Origin of the sequence: Exiguobacterium sp. s43, assembly GCF_018617255.1 — a bacterium.
GTDB lineage: Bacteria > Bacillota > Bacilli > Exiguobacteriales > Exiguobacteriaceae > Exiguobacterium > Exiguobacterium profundum.
In genome coordinates, this window is the sequence record NZ_JACSJT010000005.1 from 35142 (window position 1) to 56636 (window position 21495).

Here is a 21495-nt window from a genome sequence, read left to right on the forward strand (position 1 = left end):
TTAAATTTAATAATTCTTTAATCGTTTCCAAATCCTTTTTGCTTCAAATGACTAAAAATTTATTCATATAAAAATATTGTATAAGTCAAAAAATAAAATATTTAAAAAATTACAGAGGATTAACTTCACAATAAAAGAATAACCATTTTAGAAACAAAAATATCAAGAAATTAGGTGGATTAGAATTGAGGATTAAAGAATTTACTATTAAAAATTTCAAAAATATTGGGCGAAGTGAAGAATGTACAGTGAGCATACCTATAGTTGATAGCGAGGGCTCTTCAGATTTTTTAACAATTATTGGTGAAAACAATATAGGCAAATCATCATTGCTCGAAGCTTTAAAACTGTTCTTACCTGAAAATGATACACCTAATACCCCGACTTTAAATATGTTTCCGTTTAAAAAACTGCCTACAAATGAATCTGAAGCCATTGAAATAACTATTGTATTTAATGACTTTAACCAAGCTGATTATAATCATTCTTTTATAAAACCTTATATATACAATAACGAGTTAACTTTAAGACGGAAATGGAGTGATATAACCACAAAGGATGCAAACATACCTTTTGAAGTATATAGCACTGAACTTATTATTACAGAATTAAATGGTGAAAGAACGTGGAATCAAAGAACATTTAATACCAAGTCTCAAAAATTACGTGATTTACATACAAGCTTTGTTGTTGAAAAGGGGCTTTCTTCGTCAACGATTTCTTCAACGATTAGAAATGAATTTGTACGTTATGTTTATATGAATAATCCTGATTTAATAACAGAAGGCGACGTCAAATGGATGGACAATCCAAACGGTTTGTCTTCTAATATTCGATCAATTATGCCGAAAGTTATTTATGTACCCGCCGTGAAATTAATTGATGAGGAAGCGGACTCAAATAAAAACAAGTCTGCTGCTAATCAAATAACTTCAGCGTTATTCGAACACCACTTGAATCAAACGCAAGAAATTCAAGATTTCAGAAACTCATTAGATTCTTTGAAAACAATATTTAATGAAGGTACTAGACACGTTGAAGTACTAAATTTAGAAGATAAGCTAAGTCGGAAATTAAAAAGATTAATGGATATCGAAGCTAACGTAGATTTTGAAGTACCAGAAGTAATGCAAAAATTACATTTAAACTCTAACATATATTTAAAGCATAACAATTTAGTTACTCACCCCAACCAACAGGGTAATGGGGTACAGAGAATGTTAATACTTTCATTATTGGAATTGATGGCAGAACAACTCACCAACAATACCTTAGACGATACTAATGATGCTTCACATGAAGGCGATGAGGCTGTTTGGAAGAGAAGCTTTTTATTTTTAATTGAAGAACCGGAAATATACTTACACCCTCACTTACAGAGAAAAATGAGAGATTCATTAATTCAAATTTCAAAACATCCTTTGGCCCAAGTGATTTGTACCTCACACTCAGAAAACTTTATTGACTTGGCTGACCGACACCAAGGAATAGTTTTGATGCAAAAAAATATTGATCAAGGCACAACAATTAGGCAGGTTGAGAACAATATATTTGATGGCGACACAGCTAGAGAGAAGCGCAATAGAATGCGTATGCTATTAAACTTTAATACCTCAACGTTAGAAACTTTTTTCGCTAGAAGAGTAATTCTTGTGGAAGGTGATTGCGAAGTAGCAAGTATCTCAGCGATTAAAAATATAATCCAAGAAAGAAACCCTGAAATTAAAGAACAACTTGAAAACATCTTAAGAGAAGTGTCTGTTATACCTTGTAATGGAAAGTTAACTCAGAAAGCATATTATGAAGTTTTATCGCATTTTGGAATTCAACCGCACCTTATACATGATTTAGATTCTCAAAGTTCTAACGAAGGAAACAACCTTAACATTTTAAATTTGATAGGTTCTGAATCTTTACGCCTTACGCATCAACCTAATTTTGAGGAAGATATCTTTAATGAAACATGGGCTTCTGATAAGCCATGGAAGGCAACCACACTGATTTATGAAAACTTCGATTTATATCAAGAAAAGTTAATGAGATTTTTTAAATTTGTTATTGGTGAAGATAACTATATTTCCTTGAATTTAGACACTGAAACATCTATCACCAACTAATTAGTTATTTAGAACCATTTAATTTTAAATGGTTCTAAATATTTTCTATATTAACTTGTGATAATATAGGATTATCACAAGTTACTGGTTTATATCCGAAAACATCGATGCTCATGTATTACTTTTAAATTACCAGAATATCTTTTAAAACATCTGTAAATAATCAAAAATACAGATGTATTACACATATAATCACTAGTTACTGTTCGTAAGTTTCATTTTGTATGAAAATTGATTAGAAAAGAGGAAGAAGCATGGAGATCAAGAAAAAGCAGCAGGCGTTCGAAGTGGCATTGCGAGAATTGACCGGGGCGAATCCTAAATTAGCCGAGGCGCTGAAAAAGGACCATATCGATCTCGATACGTTAACTGACATCGAAGTGATCGAATTGTTCTGGGCAACGGAATTATTCCCAATCTACGCTAATAAGAGTGCGCACACGCATCGTGCCTATAAGCAAGATCTCGAGTTCGTTCTCAGTTTTGTGATGACCAAAACCGAAGGTTTAAAGCGCTTGACCGTTCTAGATATTCATCGCTACTTGTTTGACGTAAACGAGCAATATTCACCTCGCACAGCACAACGCAAGAATAATATGTTAAAGCGTCTCCTGACTTACCTTCACATCAATAACTATCATCAACACAACTTAGCTTTCCATGTGAAGAATCAGAAACGACCAGAACCCCTCCGTCGGGAAGTTGATTTTGAAGAGATTGAACGCATTGCTGAATCGTTTCGTTATACTGTTCAACGAGCACAAAAAAAAGAGCTCATGGAGCTCCGAAATGAAACGATTGGTTATTTGTTGTTGACGACCGGAATGCGTGCTTCAGAGCTTCTTTCCGTAAAATTCAATGACATAAAACGAAACCAACACACATTTTACATTGAAGTGAAAGGAAAACGTGATAAATGGCGTCGAATCCCTCTCACCGAGAAAGCGAGTCATCTGATCAATCGCCTACAAACACTCATGATGATTGAAGAAGTCAACTCTCCTTACGTCGCTTTCAGCACGAAGAAGTCAGGAAACTCAATGACATATGAAGCACTCCGTTTGATGACTCATAAAGCTGTAGAGTTTGTAGCAGCAGGGAATAGTAATCCCCCACACTGGTTCCGCCGTGCTTACATCACGAAACTCCTTGCTAAGGGTAGTTCACTGATTGGGGTCATGCAATTGGTTGGTCATGAATCGATCAACACTACTAATGGTTATCTACAATCTTTGAATCAACTCTCACATATGACAAATATAGATTTACCATTCGAATAAAGAAGGGGAATCTTATGCCTGATTATAATCAATTAATGACGCCTCGAAGTATAGACTTTATTAATGATATGCTTATTCATAGATTTAAAGCGATAAAAGTAGACAAGTATGATAACAGAATAAAAAATAACTTAAATGATCCGTTTATTCCTCCAATCGAGGACATTTATGGTGTCTATTGTATTTATCAGAAGTCGACTATGGAGCTCTTAGAAGGGAAAATTAGCTCAATACATTCCAGTGAATTTAATCAGAGGCTAAAATCGGATCATACAATAACTGCAGACGATTTAGAATGTATACTCGATGCATGTTTATTTGTAGTAATTAGCGCTAATCAAGATGCTGAATTTGTTCATTATTTTATCGGCGGGGCCTCAAACGTCTTAGAGGATATTTTAAGGATTTCGACAGGTGGTTCTTCAATGTCTCCAGCAACTTTTTCCAATAGTTTGAAAACTGTGATTTCCTTAGAATATATCGATAATTTAATAAGCGAGATTCCTTAACTTGATTAAGTTAAGACTAATGATAGTGTATCATTTGATTTGAAACATTATAATGTTAAGTACTAGCCGCTTGAAGATATGCTATCATATTTTGAATTAGTTGAGACGTTGCCAAAACTGGTGTGAGGTATCACTAGGTTATCAAGCTGTTGACGAACCGAATCGCCACGTGCGATTTGGTTCGTCTTTTTTTTTTATGTTCAACGAACTTGAAACGCTTTGAACGAAAAAAGATTGAAGAAAAGATAGATATGTAAATATATTGAAGGGTTACAATTACATATTTAAACAGATATGATTATCTACGAACAATTGAGTTGATATAAAATTGTTTATTATAACTAAGGGGGAAGTTTATTATGAAAAAGAAGTTCCTTGTTTTAACTTTAGTGGCCACTCTTATATTTAGTGGGCTTGGTTCAATTCTTGAAAATAATGAAGTAAGTGCTTCAACTCGCTGGGAAAGCATTGATCACATTTCAAAAGGGTGGAGAATACGTCTTGATGATCCTGTCGGGAAAGGAAAATATCACGTTCATCTTTATAACAAAAAAACAGAATTAGGGGTAGAAAATGTGGATGGTACTCCTAGCCATAATCAAACTTTTGATAGTTGCATAAACCCAAAACTTGCAAAAAAAATAAGAGAAACTAAACTTTATAAAAAAGGTGCTAAGTTACAAAAAGCTAAAGATCAAAGTAACAAATAACAGCTTTTGTTTGAACTCAATATGAAATCGAATAAATGAGGTCTTAAAATGAGATTATTTTATTTAAACAGAATAATTAATTTAAACACAGTCGAAGCGTATTTTTTAAGGGATGGGTACTTGATTCCACCAGAATATTGTTTGATACTGATTGACTATAAACGCCCTAGTACGATTGAAGATTTTCCACATTTGAAAAACATTGAAGAAATTTCGGAAGATGACTTTGGGGATGATAACTTCATAAAAGCAATTGTAATTTCATCAGAAGAAGTTACACAAGAAATATATGATGACTTATGTACGGTAGCTGGGGGATTTTTAGAGGATAAAGAAGAATGTCGATGGAACCTTGTGATTGAAACTGATTCTGATTTCAATCACAAAAATAATCTTAATGATATATTCCCTCTACTTCAAAAAATATTGAAAAAACATGATTGTTCTGTAAATATTGAAAGCATTCCCGAAAAGAAATTCAATTTCTTGTCCCAAGATTAAACTACTATATTGAGTGGGAGCCTTTTACTACAATGTTCTTTAAATTATGATGCACCATATATCTACTTTAAATCACTTATTTTTGGCGAATTTCAAATTTAATTATACTTTTATATGTGATAATCGATTTATATAATTTTATAATTAAATTGGCATTAATCAGGTTTCTCTAAAAATGAAAAGACATGTTTTTACAAAACAAAACTGAACCCGAGTAGCACACTTATAAGAAGTGCACTACTCGGGTTTTTCTATGCATAAAGAGTGCTCAATTCAACATGCCACTGAATTTAATGTGAAGATCGTGTTTGATAGTATAAAAGCAGGGTTCACAAGAAGTTTTTTCAGTTAACACGGATTCTGCCTACTAGCATATTCATAGAAATAGTAAAAACGTGTTAAATCTCGCGTCGATATCAAAAAAAGATGAAAAGAGTCTCCTCACCGATTAAAAAAGAGGTGCCGGACAATGAACGTTCTAAAACAAGCGAGTTGATAGATAAACAGCTATCGAGGAAAAAGATACAAATTAAATAGCTGACTGCAGAGTAATAAACTCTTTTTTGGAACCCTGGAAATTATAAAGACAAATGAAACAGATGAGTAGATAGCTAACGATCAAGTCATGAATCATAGATCTAAATAACCTCATATGAAATCGCATAAGTATTTCGAAGTTAAATTCTCGAACCATTTGACATCCGAACTAACTATAAACGGATTCTCCTTTAGGTACGCTAATCTAACATAATCATCAGAGCTTGGAGAATGACTCTTTTCCAGTAACTCTCACATGCGAAAAGCCTTATGATATTAATAATTTGTTGACCCAGTTGAGCCCAAGTGTACATCACCGAGACAACTTACTTCTCGGTTGCATTTAGTGAGAATCTTTATTTTTTTATGCTTTAAGGATGGAATCATACGTGAAATAATGATTCACTTTTTATCGACAATCCTTCCCGCGCTCCACGTGTTTCAACCTTTATAAAAATCTACATTTGAAAAAATAATCCTTTCAAATCAAATTTCGCCTAAGCACATTATGAATATTAGCAACTAGTTCAAAATATAGGTTTGATTCAGCCCGTTTCGACACGGAAACTGTCTAAAGGTAGCATCAAAAGTATGCGCTGGCGCATACTTTTGATGCTACCTGAAATAGATTTAATGGATGCATTTCATTTTTTATGAAAACCATCCAATGATAAAGATGAAACGTGTAGACCAAAAAAAGCAGCATGTCTTCGAAATTGCATTGCAAGAATTGACCGGTGCGAATCCATAATTGGCGGATGCCCTGAAGAAGGACCATATTGATCTTGAAACGTTGAATGACATCGAAGTGATCGAATTGTTCTGGGCGACGGAATTATTCCCGATCTACGCTGAAAAGAGTCTACATACGCATCGTGCCTATAAGCAAGATCTCGAGTTCGTTCTCAGTTTTGTGATGACCAAAACCGAAGGTCTAAAGCGCTTGACCGTTCTAGATATTCATCGCTACTTGTTTGACGTAAACGAGCAATATTCACCTCGCACGGCACAACGCAAGAATAATATGTTAAAGCGTCTCCTGACTTACCTTCACATCAATAATTATCATCAACACAACTTAGCTTTCCATGTGAAAAATCAGAAGCGACCAAAGCCCCTTCGTCGAGAAGTTGATTTTGAAGAGATTGAACGCATTGCTGAGTCGTTTCGTTATACGGTTCAACGAGCACAAAAAAAGGAACTCATAGAGCTCCGAAATGAAACCATTGGCTATTTGTTGTTGACGACCGGAATGCGTGCTTCAGAGCTTCTTTCCGTAAAATTTAATGACGTGAAGCGAAATCAACACACATTCTACATCGAAGTGAAAGGAAAAGGTGATAAATGGCGTCGAATCCCACTCACCGAAAAAGCGAGTCATCTAATCAATCGATTGCAGACATTGATGATGATCGAAGAGGTCTCGTCCCCTTTCATCGCCTTCAGCACGAAAAAAGTCAACAAGGCGATCACCTATGAAGCTCTGAGGTTGATGACTCACAAAGCGGTCGACCATGTCGCAAGTGAAGAGAAGACCCCGCCCCATTGGTTCCGCCGGGCCTACATCACAAAGCTCCTGGCGAACGGAAATTCGTTGATTGGGGTCATGCAAATTGTTGGTCACGAATCAATCAATACGACAAATAGTTACTTACAATCTTTAAATAAAATGTCTAACGTAACGAATGCCGATATATCTTTTAATTAATAAATAAAACCTTTATTTTCATTAAATTTTTATGAGTTCAGACAGTTTAGTTTAATACTTTGGAGAAAGAGACGCCCTTGCGAATTTAGACAATTCATTGTGAATATCGTTCCACATATTCTTTATATCGTGAAATGATTTATATTCTTCTTTAATTTGATATATACTATCAACGATTTTATCACTATAATCATAAACTAATTTGTAATAACGTTCAGACTTATCTAAATAATATGCCGCAACGCTGTCATAATTAATACCATCGAAAAAATCTGGATACCGTATTTTTAAATTAGTTTCTAAGCAGCTAAGGTTATGCACTCTTCTCATTTTTCCAGACATATATTTATTTGAAGTTTTTATATTTTCTTCCTCTAACATAATCAATAACGTAGTTAAAGAAAAAATAAGTAATCCTAACTTTATCTCATTTGGGATTAACAAATTATTCAATTCGATATCATTTTGAACAATCTCTTTGAAGTCTAGAACAAGTTGACTAATTGCAAATGCATCTGCATCCATTTCAAGAGTTTTGATCAAGTTTTTGGGAAGTTGATTATTTTGAAAATGGTCTTGGCCATAATATTCCTGTATATATAATAAATGACCGTTTATGTGATGAGCTAATTCGTGTAATATAATAAATTTTACTGCAAACATGCTCATGTATTCAGAAATTAATTTCCCATTATAATCAATAGGTAAAGAATAATCATATTGATATTCAATCACATCTTCATATTGCTGCTTAATTTGGATATTAACTATTTCTTTAATATAAGTAAACTCACTAAAAGCTCCATCAATAACTAATCTACTAAAGGCAGAATAAATTTTGTACAAACTTCCTTCGCTAATAAACACAAGATCTATTTCTTTATCGATGTGTGCTTTTCCATTAATATTGAAGCGGCTAGAGTAGTCAAATATAAATTCTCTATTCTTATAAACAGAAATTGATTGTTTATTGTAAAACATAATCATTTCTTCAGCATAATTTTTATAATATGGAAGGCAATTTATTTCGGTAGGATTTTTTCGATCAAAGTAGGCGAATTCTGTTACACCACATATTTGTTTAACCTTTTCTCTATTATTCATTAGTATCCTTTTTCCACAAAGGACTTGACGGCATTCGATAGGAAATCCTCTCTTTCTGACATATATTCTAATGTGAAATCTTCAGATTCTTTAAGTAAAAGCTCATGTAAATTTAATATTGGTGTGTTTACTGTCGCTTTTAACATAAGAATTGATGATTGTTTAATAGTTGTCTCCAAAACATTTATCGTATGATCTTCAAAGATTTCATCTTCATGAATCAATTCGATAGAAATGCTTCCCTCACTTTGTACAGAGCCAGTATATGGTATTCCGTAAAGACTATAAATCATTTGTAATAGCTCAGATATTTTCATCTCAGGATGGATGTTAATTTGAAAGAAGCCATCAAATCTAACCGAATAAAATAGAACTTTAAAGCATGATCTTTTATCTTTCAAAAGTTCTTTTACTCGAGGTGGAATTTTAATGCTTCGTTGTATTGTATTGTTTACATATTCCGAAGGTACATCTACGATTTTCCGAAAATGTTGTTGCACTTTTTCAGGATGCTTCTCACAAATGTTTATCCAAAAGGGTTTGCTAAATACTTTTATGTTTTTATAAACTTTCTCTAACTTTTCTTTCTGCGCCCCTGTAATATCTCCATTAATACATAAAATATACTCTTCCCATCCCAATTCATTTTGTATTTTTAATGCACTTTCTAATGATTTTTTTGCATTAGTAAGGTTAAATTTTCCGCTCTCATCAATTGTGCCCTTACATTGAAATGCAATTTTTTTATCTTTATAAAATAAGTCAACTCCGCTCTCAGGTGGCTCTCTTTTTTCTATTTCCATTGTTCCATAATACAAAGTTAAAATTTTCTGACAAAAAATCTCCCAAGACTCTCCGAAACTTGTTCCGTAATCCCCTTTGAAAATTGGAGGATGAAATATATACATCGAACTCACCTCTAACATTTTTATACTACTAATAGTACTAAATGGTAGAATGTACTTTCAAGTGAAGAATATTTGTAAATAACGGTTTGTCAAATTAAGCGCAACACTTCATCGTTGAATGGCCTCGTTTACTGTTCGCCAGCCGAGGTACTTCCTTAGCCACCCGTTGATCTTAACGAACGCGTCCTTGAGTTTACCGTCACCAACCTCCAGACTACTTCATTCAGGAGGATAGCGCACAAGAGCCAGTTAGCGTCGTTTTCAATGAAAAATAACCACTGACCGCAATTCTCCTCCTACTTTCGATATTTATTCTTTCAGCGTCATGTATATCAGGCGAACGTTAGCACTGCATATTCCCAGACATATTCCGAAAAATTAACTTTCTCAACTGCGCAGATATTTATTACTAAAATAATCATCGTATCAAGAAGCGACAAAAAAACCTGAGCCGGATATATTCCGGAGGCAGGTTCAAAAGGTAACTTAATGTAATTATATATTTCTATTCTTACCTTCAATTCACACCGAAAATACTAGTATAGATTCTTAAAAACAGCTTTATTTCATTTTTAGAACAATTGAACTATTTCTCATCTGTTAACAATCTATTCAGTTTGTCTTAATACACCAGGAGAACCCTTATAAACATTTTCTTGTAGATATTGAAACAAACAATTCGGAGTTATAGCATGATGACTTAGTAATCTCTTGATACTATTTACACTTATCTGATTGGTTATTGGCCTGATCGAAATGTTTAATTTGCTTGGGCTACACATTTCTTTTGATATTTCTTTGTAGATGTCTGAGATTATTTCCTCTACATATTTACCTCTAGTATTGAATAATATGTTCTCTTTAATTCTATTACATTCTGCTTCAAATTCTGTTTCTGTAAACGAAGCTGGATTAATTGTATAATGTTCAAGGAATTCAATTGTGATTTCTGGAATTCCATATTCATTTAATTTGTTGAGAACTTGAGATCTTTTTTTAATTTTTTTTAAGTCAGGAATTATTTTTTCCTTTATTGCCTCTAATTCTTTTTTCTTATTCATTTGTAGACTGTACCAAGCGTTTAATAAAATTAGTTCCTCGAGCGATTTCATAAGATTATCTTCATAAAATTTCTCGATAATTTTATACTCTTCAAAATTGTTCCCAATTGAATTATTTGAGATTTTTGCATGTTCCTCTAGGAAGCTATTTAAAACTTGTACATCTGCATATAAATTTTCAATAGAGTAACCTGGTGTTACGTACATTTTTTTAATTTTTTCTTCATTAAAGTTAAAGTCTCTATCAATAAAAAATAATGAAGAATTAATTAGTTTTGAATCTTCCAAAGCTAACTTAAAGTAAATCTTTTTTACTGTTTTCCGTCCCCCACATTGGAATGGAATAACTTTTTTGTCAATACTTTGACTCTGAAGCCATGTTCTTATTCGATGTGGATAGTATTCCAAATCGTCCAAACCTTCATGAAAACTAAACAGACTACTTTCAATTTCTAAGTTATGAAAAGTTATTGTTTGTAGTAACTCATGATATATCACTGTTTCGTGCTTCGTTTCTTCTACCATATTTCCTTTATAATCTAACTCATTTGTTTCACTCATATATACTTATCTCATCATTTCCACTATCATATTTTGACTTATAAGAATTTAAATCATTAGCATAAGATTCTAAATCATTTTTGAATATAAAAGGAGAATGTGTAGTAGCTATTAGCAGTGCTACGCTTCCAGAAGAATATATATCCATCAATATTTCTTTCTGCCATGCAATTGAAAGCGACAATTCTGGTTCGTCAATTATGTATATTAAGTTTCTTTTTTCCTCAAGGTATAACTCAGAAAAAATTGAAAGGATTTGTTTTTCTCCCGAAGATAGTTCGGAAAATGAGATCACTTTTTCATCATCTCTGTCCACTATCACAAGTGAGGGTATAATCTCATCAAAAAATATTCTTTTATTGATTAAATATTTATTACATACATCTCTAAAAGCTTTAATTTTATTATCAATTTCTCTTTGGCCATTATGTATTTTAATTAATTGATATAAGTAATACTCTAAGAAATCTCTGTTTTGATGTTGATAATGATCATTGTTTAAGTTCAGGATAAAATCAGTGAGCTTTTTGTACTCTTTGATATTACTTTCCCCTATTCTTCCAGTAATTATATTTATTTTTTCAATAGTTATCTCTTTTCTTTGCTCACTATTTATGGTCAATGAACTATCACTCAATAAATCTCCCAAAATTTCGCCATTTATCTTTGAATGAGTTTCAAATGCTTCCGTCGTTAATCGAGAAGTGATTTCTAATATTCTCGATTCTACATCTTTTAATCCAAACTTTAACTCTGATTTATTAAAATTACTTTCGAATTCAGTCTCATTTTGTAATAAATCGCTTAATTCCGCCTCGACTCTTCTAAAAGTAGGAAGATATTTAACTTCTTCTTTTAAAAGAGTATGCCCATTAAAAACACTTCTATTTATATCTTTTCCCATACCATTCTTAAATATTATTGTTTTGTTTGAATTTTCATTATTTGAATTTCTGGATTGAATAGTAAAAGTACTTTTATGTTCAATATTTTTTTTATTGTTTAATTTTAAATAATAATCTAGCCATTTTTTTAAGTACTCATCATCCTTCTTATCATTTGAAGAATCAAAATGAACATTTTTGTACTCCTTAAATTTATTTATGTAATCATGCTTAGATAAAGTTGTTACTTCACCGTTGCTAAAAGTCAGATGTACTTTGCTAAAAGGTAAGTTTTGTAAAGATTTACGGTCATTTTTTAAAGCGGCTACTAAAATTTTAATAATTGTAGTTTTTCCATGTCCATTTTCAGCTACAAATATATTAAATACATTATTAAAATTAATATCATAATTAAATTTGTTGAATAGACCTTCTATTCTAATCCCCATCAATGAGCTTTCATTTTTATACTTTCTTTTTCTTGTAATTACATCTTCAATATAATTCACTAATTCTGCATCTATTTCTTCATCTTTATCTAAATTAAATTTTAATCTAAACAATTCAAATTCTTCTTCACTGAGCATTAGTCGGCTTTTCAAATCTCTATAATTCATTTTATTCCTCCTGAAACAATTTTATAAGTAGTAAGTAATAACTTGATTGATAATTATTTATTTTAGAGTAACATCATTCTGTTGGAAATAAATGAATAAGTTACTTTTTATCACCTTATCTTTTCTACTTTGCTTTTAAAAAATCTATCAAATACCGTAAAAGTATGCGCCGGCGCATACTTTTACGGTATTTGAAATAATATTTTAACTCTGTCTTATATAATATATGCTATATTAGGTGAAGAAGAGGTGATTAACATGGAGAATCATTCATCCTCCAACAGCCGCTCGCAACAACTCATTATTTCTCAAGCGGTCAATACGATAAAACAGCATGGTATGGAGGAGATCCTCCATAGTGTATCCATTTTCGATATTCATGAATTTGTCGCAACGCTTTATCAGGAGCACTATGCGCTTGAAAATATCGAAAGCGCCTATAAGAAGATTCGTTATTACTCTTTTATGAAACTAAAACGACGCTGGGTAAAAACAGCTGTGCGAAATTATCAAGAAAATCGTGGTTATAACAAAGAACTTCGAGCCAAACACGACATGATCTCAGCTTATGTAAAAGTTGCAGGTTTTGAAGGACTTTACAAAGAGTTTCACGTGAAAACAATTGAAGATTACATGAATCTCTGTATCACCGAGATTGAAGAGTGGGCAGAAGACCCAAACCAACTAATCCACACATATCCGTACTGGTCTCAAAAAACCGTCAATCAAAAAACTACGACGTTAAAAACAGATGTGCTCATGATATTAGGGGAAGTTGCAAAGGAAATTGATTCAACTAAGCGCGTAGCACATCATTCACCAACACTTGCTGTTGATATTCCGTTCTTCGGGATGTCTGATCGCATCAAAAATAAGACTGAACAACTTGATGAGAAGCTCAATGACGCGTCACAGCTCAACCTCGAGCTTTTAAACTACGACTCGGTCGTTCCGAAATATAAAGATGGCGTCCCACAGAACCTTTCTGTTTTGGTTAGTAAAGAGTTTATTCAAGAGTTAAACGGTAAAGTGCCTGATTTAGACGCGAAAGACTTCGAAGCCTTCACCGAGATCTTGTCATACCGGGATATCTCATTTCAAACGAGTCGCAAGATTATCTTTCCACTCGTTCAATTAGTGGAAAAACTCTATGCCAACAAGAGCGGGAAGAGCTATGACTTAACAACAAAACGCCTTATGAAACTTGGTTATTATCGAGTAGCTGGGCACAATGAAGAAGGCGATTTCTTTATCCGTGGCCTCTTCTCTTCCGTTACCATCAAAAACGCCACAACCCTTGCGGATAGTCAGGTCATCGTCACAGTAGCTGAAGAAGTGTATGATGATCTACTCAAGCAGCAAATCGTCAGTATCTACGGTGAACAGATTGAACAGTTGAAAGGGAGCTTTGCGTATCATTTGGCGTTCGTCCTTCAAAAAGAACGCATTGCGTCGCTTCAGACAGGGGAACAAAGTCCGGTTCGTCGGCATTGGCGTCAATTTACTTATTCGATTCGCTTCAATAAATCACGAAAGTCAGAGAACTTGCGGGAACTTGAGGCAAATCTTGATCGTATCAAGGAACATGAATTTATTTTGAAAGATTGGCATCGTTCGGGCGACTACTACTTCTTCACGTTTTACCCGCTCGAATCATGGGAGCTATTAAACCATCCTGATACATTGCTGCTTTAATAGAAACAAAACATAGAAGAAGCCTACTATATTGAGGGCTTCTTCTTTTTTTATGTTTGCTCTTTAGTCTATGTTTCACATGGAACGCTTTTTAGGTGGATTGATGAATAAATATAGGTGAACGCCAGCGTATAACTATCAGCGCCATCCTTTCAAACTAGAATTAAGTGATGTGATCAAATCATTTTTGTTACCCAGATAAATGAACTCTTCGTACTGAAATGACACTTATGAGTACTTTAGAAAGAACATTTTTACAAAATCGTTCACTTTAATGTGAAATGAGTCGTAAAAGTTCGTACTGAAACGACATTTAAATTGAATTTGGTCGCAAATTGCCGTACTAAAATGACATGGCTCTTAATTTGGTCGCAGATCATCGTACCGAAGCGACATTTACTTAGTTTTTGTCGCAATTTGTCGTACTGAAACGACAATTCTCAACTTTTTGATGAAAAATCGAAAAAAAATTAAGTGTCTGTCACTTAAAAATGGTCGCAAACCATCGTACTGAAACCGCATTTTCGATTGTTTTGGTCGTGAATCGTCGTACTGAAACGACACTTTTATTAAAGTGGTCGCAAACCGTCGTACTGAAACGACATTTTGAATACTTTTCGTATGAAATTTCTACTCTGAATCACTCTCAGATGGCTTTCTTAAGCAATTCCTCTTAATTTGGTCGCAAACCATCGTACTGAAATGACACATTTTTATAGCTCTAAAATGGCTTAATATCAACGTTTCATCAAATTTAGTCGCGATTCATCGTACCAAACCCGCACTTTGACACTATCTCGAAAGAACAAGATACTGAAACTAGCATATTCTAGGATAGAGGAGGTGTAGGGTACATGATTTACAGAAACCGTCACATTTTAGTTGCAAACAAACTACTCGTCGCGATGAGTGGCTTGACTCGTTGGACGAAACGCGCTGATCACTATCGCTATGAACAGCATCACTATAACATCCCTACATGCTTCACTTCTTTTAAGTGGACAAAGTCACGGATTCGCCATGTCCTCACACTTCTTTCTTATGCAGATGATCAAGGCAAGATTGAGTTTATGGAAGATACAGAGCTAGCTTATTCCGCTCATACGTCTGTCCGTTCATTACATAATAACTTAAAAACATTTGAGAGCCATGGCTTGTTGCGGCTTGTCCGGCACTTCCCTGGAGTGCTCTCGATTGAACTAACCGATTATCTTGAGAATTATCGTGACCTTTTTGTTGACGGACCCTCTGTCGTTTCGAAGACCGGGTACACGTCTATTTGGCATGACCTTCTTTCCGAACTTCTCACGCTTGATAACGTGAATGCCTTGCGTCTTGCGTTACGTACACTCGTACAAGTAGAAAAAGATATCCATGTTCAATCACATGACCAAGCCATCCTTACCTATGACGAGATTAAAGGCTTCTTGCCTAAATACTGTGGCCACAAACTTGCCATTCAAAAGATGATGGATCGTTTGAAGTTCCTTCAAGTCTCCCTTGTAGAAGACAGCCGTCATTTCTTAAATGTAGTGAAGCAAAATCTCACGCTTAAAAAACGCGTTCAAGATATTACGCGTCCAGTCCTTGTTGAATTGACGTTAGATAAGTCTCAAGACAGTAAAGTCATCCGAGAAGAGGAGCGTTCAGACGCTCAAATTGCTTGGTTCGAGTTGCGCAAGCGCGTTGGTGAGTTCTTCGATTTCGATGTACTGAAAGTAAGCCGGGAATCTCTCTACTCTATGAGTGATACGTTCGGTGCATTAGCGTTCCGTGAAGTCTTGGCTGACTTGAAACAAGCGTTTCTTCACCATCGTGAAGACTTAATTCATTCAAGTGAGCATCAACTCTTCTTCAATGAGCCAATTCTTTACCTTCATCAACAACTAAAACATAAAGTGGAAAAATTGACGATCGCATGATGGTCTTTTTGGCATGCCTCATTTTGAAAAATTGTATGAAAACATCCAGAATCTATATCCGTCTTTTGATTCATTCCATCAAAAGACATCGTATATGACCCTTGTTTCATAAGGTCATTTTTATATTTTACATCTCAGGAAAAAAATCAAATACAATTTCTTTTATTTCAAATTTATACAGAATAAAATTAGCTTATAGATATGATTTATCAAAAACGAAATGAAAAAAAAAAAGTCCCTCTGAATAAAAGAAACTATATCTGACATATTTACAATCTTCTTTATCTCTCGAAAACGTTGGTGTCAAAAGGATTTTCGGACTTATATTTTTTCTAATTCTTCTAATCTTTCTTTAATTCTTATTCATTCTATTTAATCTTTTTAACTCATAAGAATGTGGTTTAGTCTTTTTCTGTTTATAAATATACTGGTGTAAGAATATGATTTATCCAAAACTTATAAAAGATACATTAACATACTTAAATCAGGTTTTAACTAAGTTTGATACTGTTTATTGACTTGTAACCACTCAATAGGTAAGTAATAGAAAAAAAACTATATAAAGGGTATAAATGAATTGTTTTCATCATATTTTAGTATTAAAATTCCATTAATGGATAAATAAATTAATGGGGGATATTTTATGATTATTTTTGATCTGTTGATAGATATTATCGTATCAGCGTACACTTGTCTTGGGTATGGAACGCCACAAAGAAAAATCAACGTGAAAGTAGAAAAAATCTCAAAAAACCATCCTGATTTACTAGATATTTATAATTCTCACCAACTTTTTTTTGAAGAAGATAAATCACTTTCAAAAATGGTTCTTGAAGGAAATATTAAAACGGATGAACAAAAGAAAGAACTGTATAATGAGATTATGAATTATTTATATATTGAAAATAAAATAGCGCAGAAAAATCAATTAGAAGAGTCCTTATGAGTTTTTCAATACCGTGGAACATAAAAAAGAATCACTAATAGTGGAAAAAGCTACGATATTTCCAAAGGTGATAGAAGAGTGAAAATTGCTATTATTGATAGTGGGATAGAGGTTTCTCACGAAGCTTTCAAATTTATTGATATGTCTAATTCTTATAATTTTGAAGCAATTAACTCAGAAATAGACGATATGGAGGGTCATAGGACTATGGTGGCGGGTGTAATTGCTGGAAGTAAATATAATATTGGCCTTGCACCTAACGTATCTCTTCTTATTTGTAAGATTACTAATACAAAAAGTTTTAAAATTCATTGCATGTTGCGCGCTTTTAAATACGCAATAAACATGAATGTAGATGTTATCAACTTAAGTATGACTGCATATTTGAATTTAAAAGAAAATGATCACGTACTCAAAATTATGAATGATTTAATTAATGAGGCTAAAGAGAATAATATAATTGTAGTCACGTCTGCCGGTAACCATTCGATAAACTTAGAAAAAAACTTATTACCCCACATCCCTGTTTCAAAACAACATGAAAACGTACTAAAAATATCTGCAACGGATATTAATGGTGATTTAGCAGGTTACTCAAATTATGGTGAAGTAGATTTTGCTGCGCCATGTGGGAAAGGATTTGAAGAAAATATCGATTCTTCGAATGTCATACTAACTACTTTTCCTATTAAAGTGAACACAATGAAATCATTACAGAAAAACTTAGGTTACAAAGACGGTTATGTAATAAATTATGGTACTAGTCTGGCGGCAGCACATGTTTCGGGAGCGATTGGGTTAATTATTTCTCATTACCTTGATTTATATAAATATAAGCCAGAAATCAATACAATAATTGAAATTTTAAAAACAGAAGTCCCTCAGAAAAGAAAAACAAGCAATTTTGGATACGGAGAAATAAATGTTTACAATTCTTTGAAAAGTATTTAAATTAAGACGGTTTGTCAAATTAAGCGCGACACTTCCTCGGTGAAGGCCTCGTGTGCGGTTTTCCAGTCCAGGCACTTCCTCGGTCGCCCGTTGATTTTGGCCAGCGCGTCCTTGAGTTCGTCATGCGTGACCTCCGCGAAATCCGTTCCTTTCGGGAAGAACTCGCGGAGGAGCCCGTTGGCGTTCTCGTTGCTCCCCCGTTGCCACGATGAATACGGGTCGGCGAAATACATCGGCACGCCGAGCGACGCCTGGATGCGCTCGTGACCGCTGAACTCTTTGCCCCAGTCCGTCGTCGCCGTCTCGAACGTGCCTTCCGGGAAGGCGCCGTGCACCGCATGGATCGCCGCGTCCATCGAGGCCGCGGTGCGGTCCGCGATCGGCAGGGCGAGATAGAACCGGCTCTTCCGCTCGACGGACGTCGCGACGCACGCCTTCGACTTCCCTCGTCCGGAGACGACGGTGTCGAGCTCCCAGTGCCCGAACGTCCGGCGATCCCTGACCTCTGGCGGCCGTTTCGAGATGGGGAGACCGACGTTGATGCGACCGCGCGTTTCGACCGGCTTTTGGCGTTTCCCCTTCTGGCGGAGCACGGTCACGGGCACGTCGATCTGTCCCGCATAGACCCATCGGTAGATGGTGGAGAAGGCAATTTTTCCTGCGTAGAGGCGGTCGAGGGCTGTCGCCCGATCCGTCTCGCGATGGACCGGATGGACATCCCGAGCTCCAGATAGGTCTCTATTTTCACGCGCTCCGTTGTGGTAAGATGGGTGTAGCTCATAGCGATTCCTCCGTCTGAATGTTTGTGTCGTAACTTCATTCTAAACGAGGCCATCGCTGTGGGCTTTTTTTGCGTTCACGTTCAGGTATTGCACTTAATTTTATAATTCATCGGATGAAAAAAACGCATATCCCAATGGTAATTTCAATCTAGGACATTCCCATGGAATCACAGGAGTTTTAAACTCATTAATTTTAATTACAAAGCATAATCCCGAAATAATTACATTGACCTATGAAACTATATTCAAATTAACTCAATGGTTAATAAACTATAGTTATCGTGAAGGAGATTATGTCTACTGGGATAAAAAGATGCCTCTTGAAAACTATATTAACTTTTCAAATAGTATAGCCAAGGATTCAATTAATTTTACGTGGTGTTACGGAGACCTAATGATTGTAAACGCAATATGGTCTGCTGGCGACCTTATGGGGAATGAAGAATTTAAAAATTATGCAATGGATCAATTTTACAAGTATACAGAGATGCTCAAAAAAATTGATTTAACTTCTCCGACATTTTGTCATGGCATTTCCGGAGTTCTCTATATAATCACAGAAATGAAAAAAAAATCACAAGATCCTATCTTTAATGAAATTGAAGAGAAACTAATCAACAAAATTAATACACATTACAACCCAAATAATCGTTTCGGTTTTAAAGATATTGAAAGATATAATAACGAAGAATTTCAATTTAATAAGACAGGTATTTTAACTGGGACTTCAGGAGTATATTTAGTCTTATTAAATCAATCAAATGAAAACACATCTTATTTACAAAATATATTTATAGTCTGAAATTTGAATGTTAAAACTTTTACTTCTTTAAAATGCATTAAAAAAGGAGTCTGGAATGAAAAAAAATCACTTGTTAGAATTATTGAAACTAGTTAGATGGCCAAAAAAAATGATAATTGTGAGTGTGACTTTATCAATATTCTCGTCGCTACTTAGCCTGACGGTTCCCTTTATGACAAAAAAAGTTGTTGATTCATTTAATTCAAATGATATAAATTGGGACATGATTTACTTATTATTAGGTTTTTTCGTAGCGAACTTAATAATATCTGGAATAGTGTATTATCTCCTCAGCTACATAGGAGCCAATGCTATTTACTATATAAGAGTAGCAATGTGGGAAAGTGTTCTTAAATTGAAAATTAACTACTTTGATAATAATGATACAGGAAATATTATGAGCAGATTGACAGATGACATTGAAACTATGAACAGTTTCGTTTCTGAAAAAATACCGAATATTTTTTCTCAAATCATAGTTATTACAGGTTCAATCGTAATGTTATTTATTCTAGATTGGAAACTTACACTAGCTATGTTTACAGTAATTCCTGTCACACTATTTGTGATTTTGCCCATAGGAAATATCACTTACAAAATTTCAATAAAGTTGCAAGATGAAATGGCAAACTTTACAGGAATATTGAATAGGGTACTTTCAGAGATTAGATTGGTCAAAAGTCATAATGCTGAAGATATTGAGTTCAATCAAGGGAAAAGTAAGTTACAAGACTTATTTAAACTCAATTTAAAAGAGGCAAAAGTACAAGCGATAGTTTCACCAATTGTCTCGAGTACAATGATACTTATGTTGTTAATTATTATAGGATATGGAGCATTAAGAGTATCCAATGGAGAGATTTCTACAGGATCTTTTATTGCGATTATCTTTTACTTAATTCAATCAATAGTTCCCATGGCTTCAATCTCTTCTTTTTATACAGACTATAAAAAAACTTCGGGTTCGACAGAACGACTATATGAAATCTACACCTTACCTAAGGAAGAAAATGATGAAATTCCAAAGGTAGAAAAAGCTTTAGATAATGTTAAAAGTAATTTGATTATTTCGGATTTAAGCTTTGGTTACTCAGATGAAAAAATGGTGTTGAGTAATATTAACTTAAAAATTCCACATAATCAAACTACTGCTATTGTCGGTCCTTCAGGTTCAGGGAAATCAACACTGTTTTATATAATCGAAAGAATGTACGATCCTTGTAATGGAGATATTAAATTTGGTAATGAATCAGTCTATAATTATTCTCTAGGAGAATGGAGAAGCAAGATCGGTTATGTTATGCAAGACAGTTCTATGATGAATGGAAGTATCCAACATAACATTACGTATGGTTTGAAGTCTCCTCCTAGTTTTGAAAAGATAATTCATTATTCAAAACTTGCAAATTGTCATACGTTTATAAATAATCTATCTTTCAAATACAGTACTAATATTGGTGAAAGAGGAGTTAAGTTATCTGGTGGACAAAAACAAAGACTAGCTATTGCCCGAGCGTTTATAAGAGACCCTAAAATCCTATTGCTAGATGAGGCAACATCGAGTTTAGATAGTGAAAGCGAACTTCTTGTTCAAGATGCATTAAACAAATTGATGGAAGATCGAACGACTATTGTAATTGCTCACCGACTATCTACAATAAAAAACGCAAATCAAATTGTATTCTTAGATAATGGTGAAGTTACAGGGCTTGGAACACATAGAGAGTTAATGCAACATCACAAAAAATATGCTTTGTATGTCGAAACACAGACTTTTAATGACGAAAGTGCCAAATCTTTTATTTGATATTTAATGAATACTTAAATTTTTCGTGAATTATTGTCTTAATGAACTGGACTTTTCTAAGATTCCAGTTCGTTTTTGCAATAAATACTTTTT

The 21495-nt window shown here is 34.0% G+C and carries 15 protein-coding genes and 2 pseudogenes; 12 read left to right on the top strand and 5 right to left on the bottom strand.

The annotated features are described in order from the left end of the window. Positions 1-185 precede the first annotated feature (185 nt). The 6 genes from KNO79_RS14350 (at position 186) to KNO79_RS14375 (ending at position 7362) form a co-directional block, all read left to right on the top strand. Entirely contained in the window at positions 186-2117 is a 1932-nt protein-coding gene (locus KNO79_RS14350; RefSeq protein ID WP_214691614.1) for an AAA family ATPase, read from the top strand. A 254-nt stretch (positions 2118-2371) separates the two neighbouring features. Continuing rightward, a complete protein-coding gene (locus KNO79_RS14355; protein ID WP_214691615.1) occupies positions 2372-3397 on the top strand; it encodes a tyrosine-type recombinase/integrase in 1026 nt (341 codons plus the stop codon). Positions 3398-3411: 14 nt separating this feature from the next. Beyond that, positions 3412-3906: a hypothetical protein gene (locus KNO79_RS14360; protein ID WP_214691616.1), complete on the top strand. Its 495-nt coding sequence runs from the start codon at positions 3412-3414 to the stop codon at positions 3904-3906. A gap of 359 nt (positions 3907-4265) precedes the next feature. Continuing rightward, complete coding sequence (locus tag KNO79_RS14365) at positions 4266-4616, top strand: hypothetical protein (protein ID WP_214691617.1); 351 nt, start codon at positions 4266-4268, stop codon at positions 4614-4616. A gap of 48 nt (positions 4617-4664) precedes the next feature. Continuing rightward, entirely contained in the window at positions 4665-5117 is a 453-nt protein-coding gene (locus KNO79_RS14370; protein WP_031424793.1) for a hypothetical protein, read from the top strand. 1288 nt (positions 5118-6405) lie between these two features. Next, a complete protein-coding gene (locus tag KNO79_RS14375; RefSeq protein WP_214691618.1) occupies positions 6406-7362 on the top strand; it encodes a tyrosine-type recombinase/integrase in 957 nt (318 codons plus the stop codon). A gap of 51 nt (positions 7363-7413) precedes the next feature. Here KNO79_RS14375 and KNO79_RS14380 read toward each other — a convergent pair whose 3' ends face one another. The 4 genes from KNO79_RS14380 to KNO79_RS14395 form a co-directional block, all read right to left on the bottom strand. Further along, positions 7414-8466: a hypothetical protein gene (locus KNO79_RS14380; RefSeq protein WP_214691619.1), complete on the bottom strand. Its 1053-nt coding sequence runs from the start codon at positions 8464-8466 to the stop codon at positions 7414-7416. Beyond that, positions 8466-9374: a hypothetical protein gene (locus KNO79_RS14385; RefSeq protein WP_214691620.1), complete on the bottom strand. Its 909-nt coding sequence runs from the start codon at positions 9372-9374 to the stop codon at positions 8466-8468. Before KNO79_RS14385 ends, KNO79_RS14380 begins: the two co-directional genes overlap by 1 nt. 608 nt (positions 9375-9982) lie before the next feature. Further along, entirely contained in the window at positions 9983-10996 is a 1014-nt protein-coding gene (locus tag KNO79_RS14390) for a DUF4435 domain-containing protein (RefSeq protein WP_214691621.1), read from the bottom strand. After that, positions 10989-12497 (bottom strand): AAA family ATPase, encoded by a 1509-nt coding sequence (locus tag KNO79_RS14395; RefSeq protein WP_214691622.1) that lies wholly within the window; start codon positions 12495-12497, stop codon positions 10989-10991. Before KNO79_RS14395 ends, KNO79_RS14390 begins: the two co-directional genes overlap by 8 nt. Before the next feature lie 258 nt (positions 12498-12755). Between KNO79_RS14395 and KNO79_RS14400 the strand changes: the two genes are divergently transcribed. From KNO79_RS14400 to KNO79_RS14415, 4 genes are all read left to right on the top strand, one after another. After that, positions 12756-14192 (top strand): hypothetical protein, encoded by a 1437-nt coding sequence (locus KNO79_RS14400; RefSeq protein WP_214691623.1) that lies wholly within the window; start codon positions 12756-12758, stop codon positions 14190-14192. Between the two features lie 854 nt (positions 14193-15046). Beyond that, entirely contained in the window at positions 15047-16114 is a 1068-nt protein-coding gene (locus KNO79_RS14405) for a hypothetical protein (protein ID WP_214691624.1), read from the top strand. Between the two features lie 643 nt (positions 16115-16757). After that, positions 16758-17060: a hypothetical protein gene (locus KNO79_RS14410; RefSeq protein WP_214691625.1), complete on the top strand. Its 303-nt coding sequence runs from the start codon at positions 16758-16760 to the stop codon at positions 17058-17060. Positions 17061-17138: 78 nt separating this feature from the next. Next, entirely contained in the window at positions 17139-18011 is an 873-nt protein-coding gene (locus tag KNO79_RS14415) for a S8 family peptidase (protein ID WP_214691626.1), read from the top strand. Positions 18012-18025: 14 nt separating this feature from the next. On the opposite strand, the pseudogene KNO79_RS14420 reads toward KNO79_RS14415, so the two are convergent. Then, positions 18026-18792, bottom strand: a pseudogene (locus tag KNO79_RS14420) (IS30 family transposase). A 119-nt stretch (positions 18793-18911) separates the two neighbouring features. On the opposite strand from KNO79_RS14420, the pseudogene KNO79_RS14425 reads away from it, so the two are divergent. Then, positions 18912-19595, top strand: a pseudogene (locus tag KNO79_RS14425) (lanthionine synthetase LanC family protein); the annotation flags it as partial. Positions 19596-19650: 55 nt separating this feature from the next. Beyond that, positions 19651-21402, top strand: coding sequence for an ABC transporter ATP-binding protein (locus KNO79_RS14430; protein ID WP_214691627.1), 1752 nt, complete (start codon positions 19651-19653; stop codon positions 21400-21402). The last annotated feature ends 93 nt before the right edge of the window (positions 21403-21495 follow it).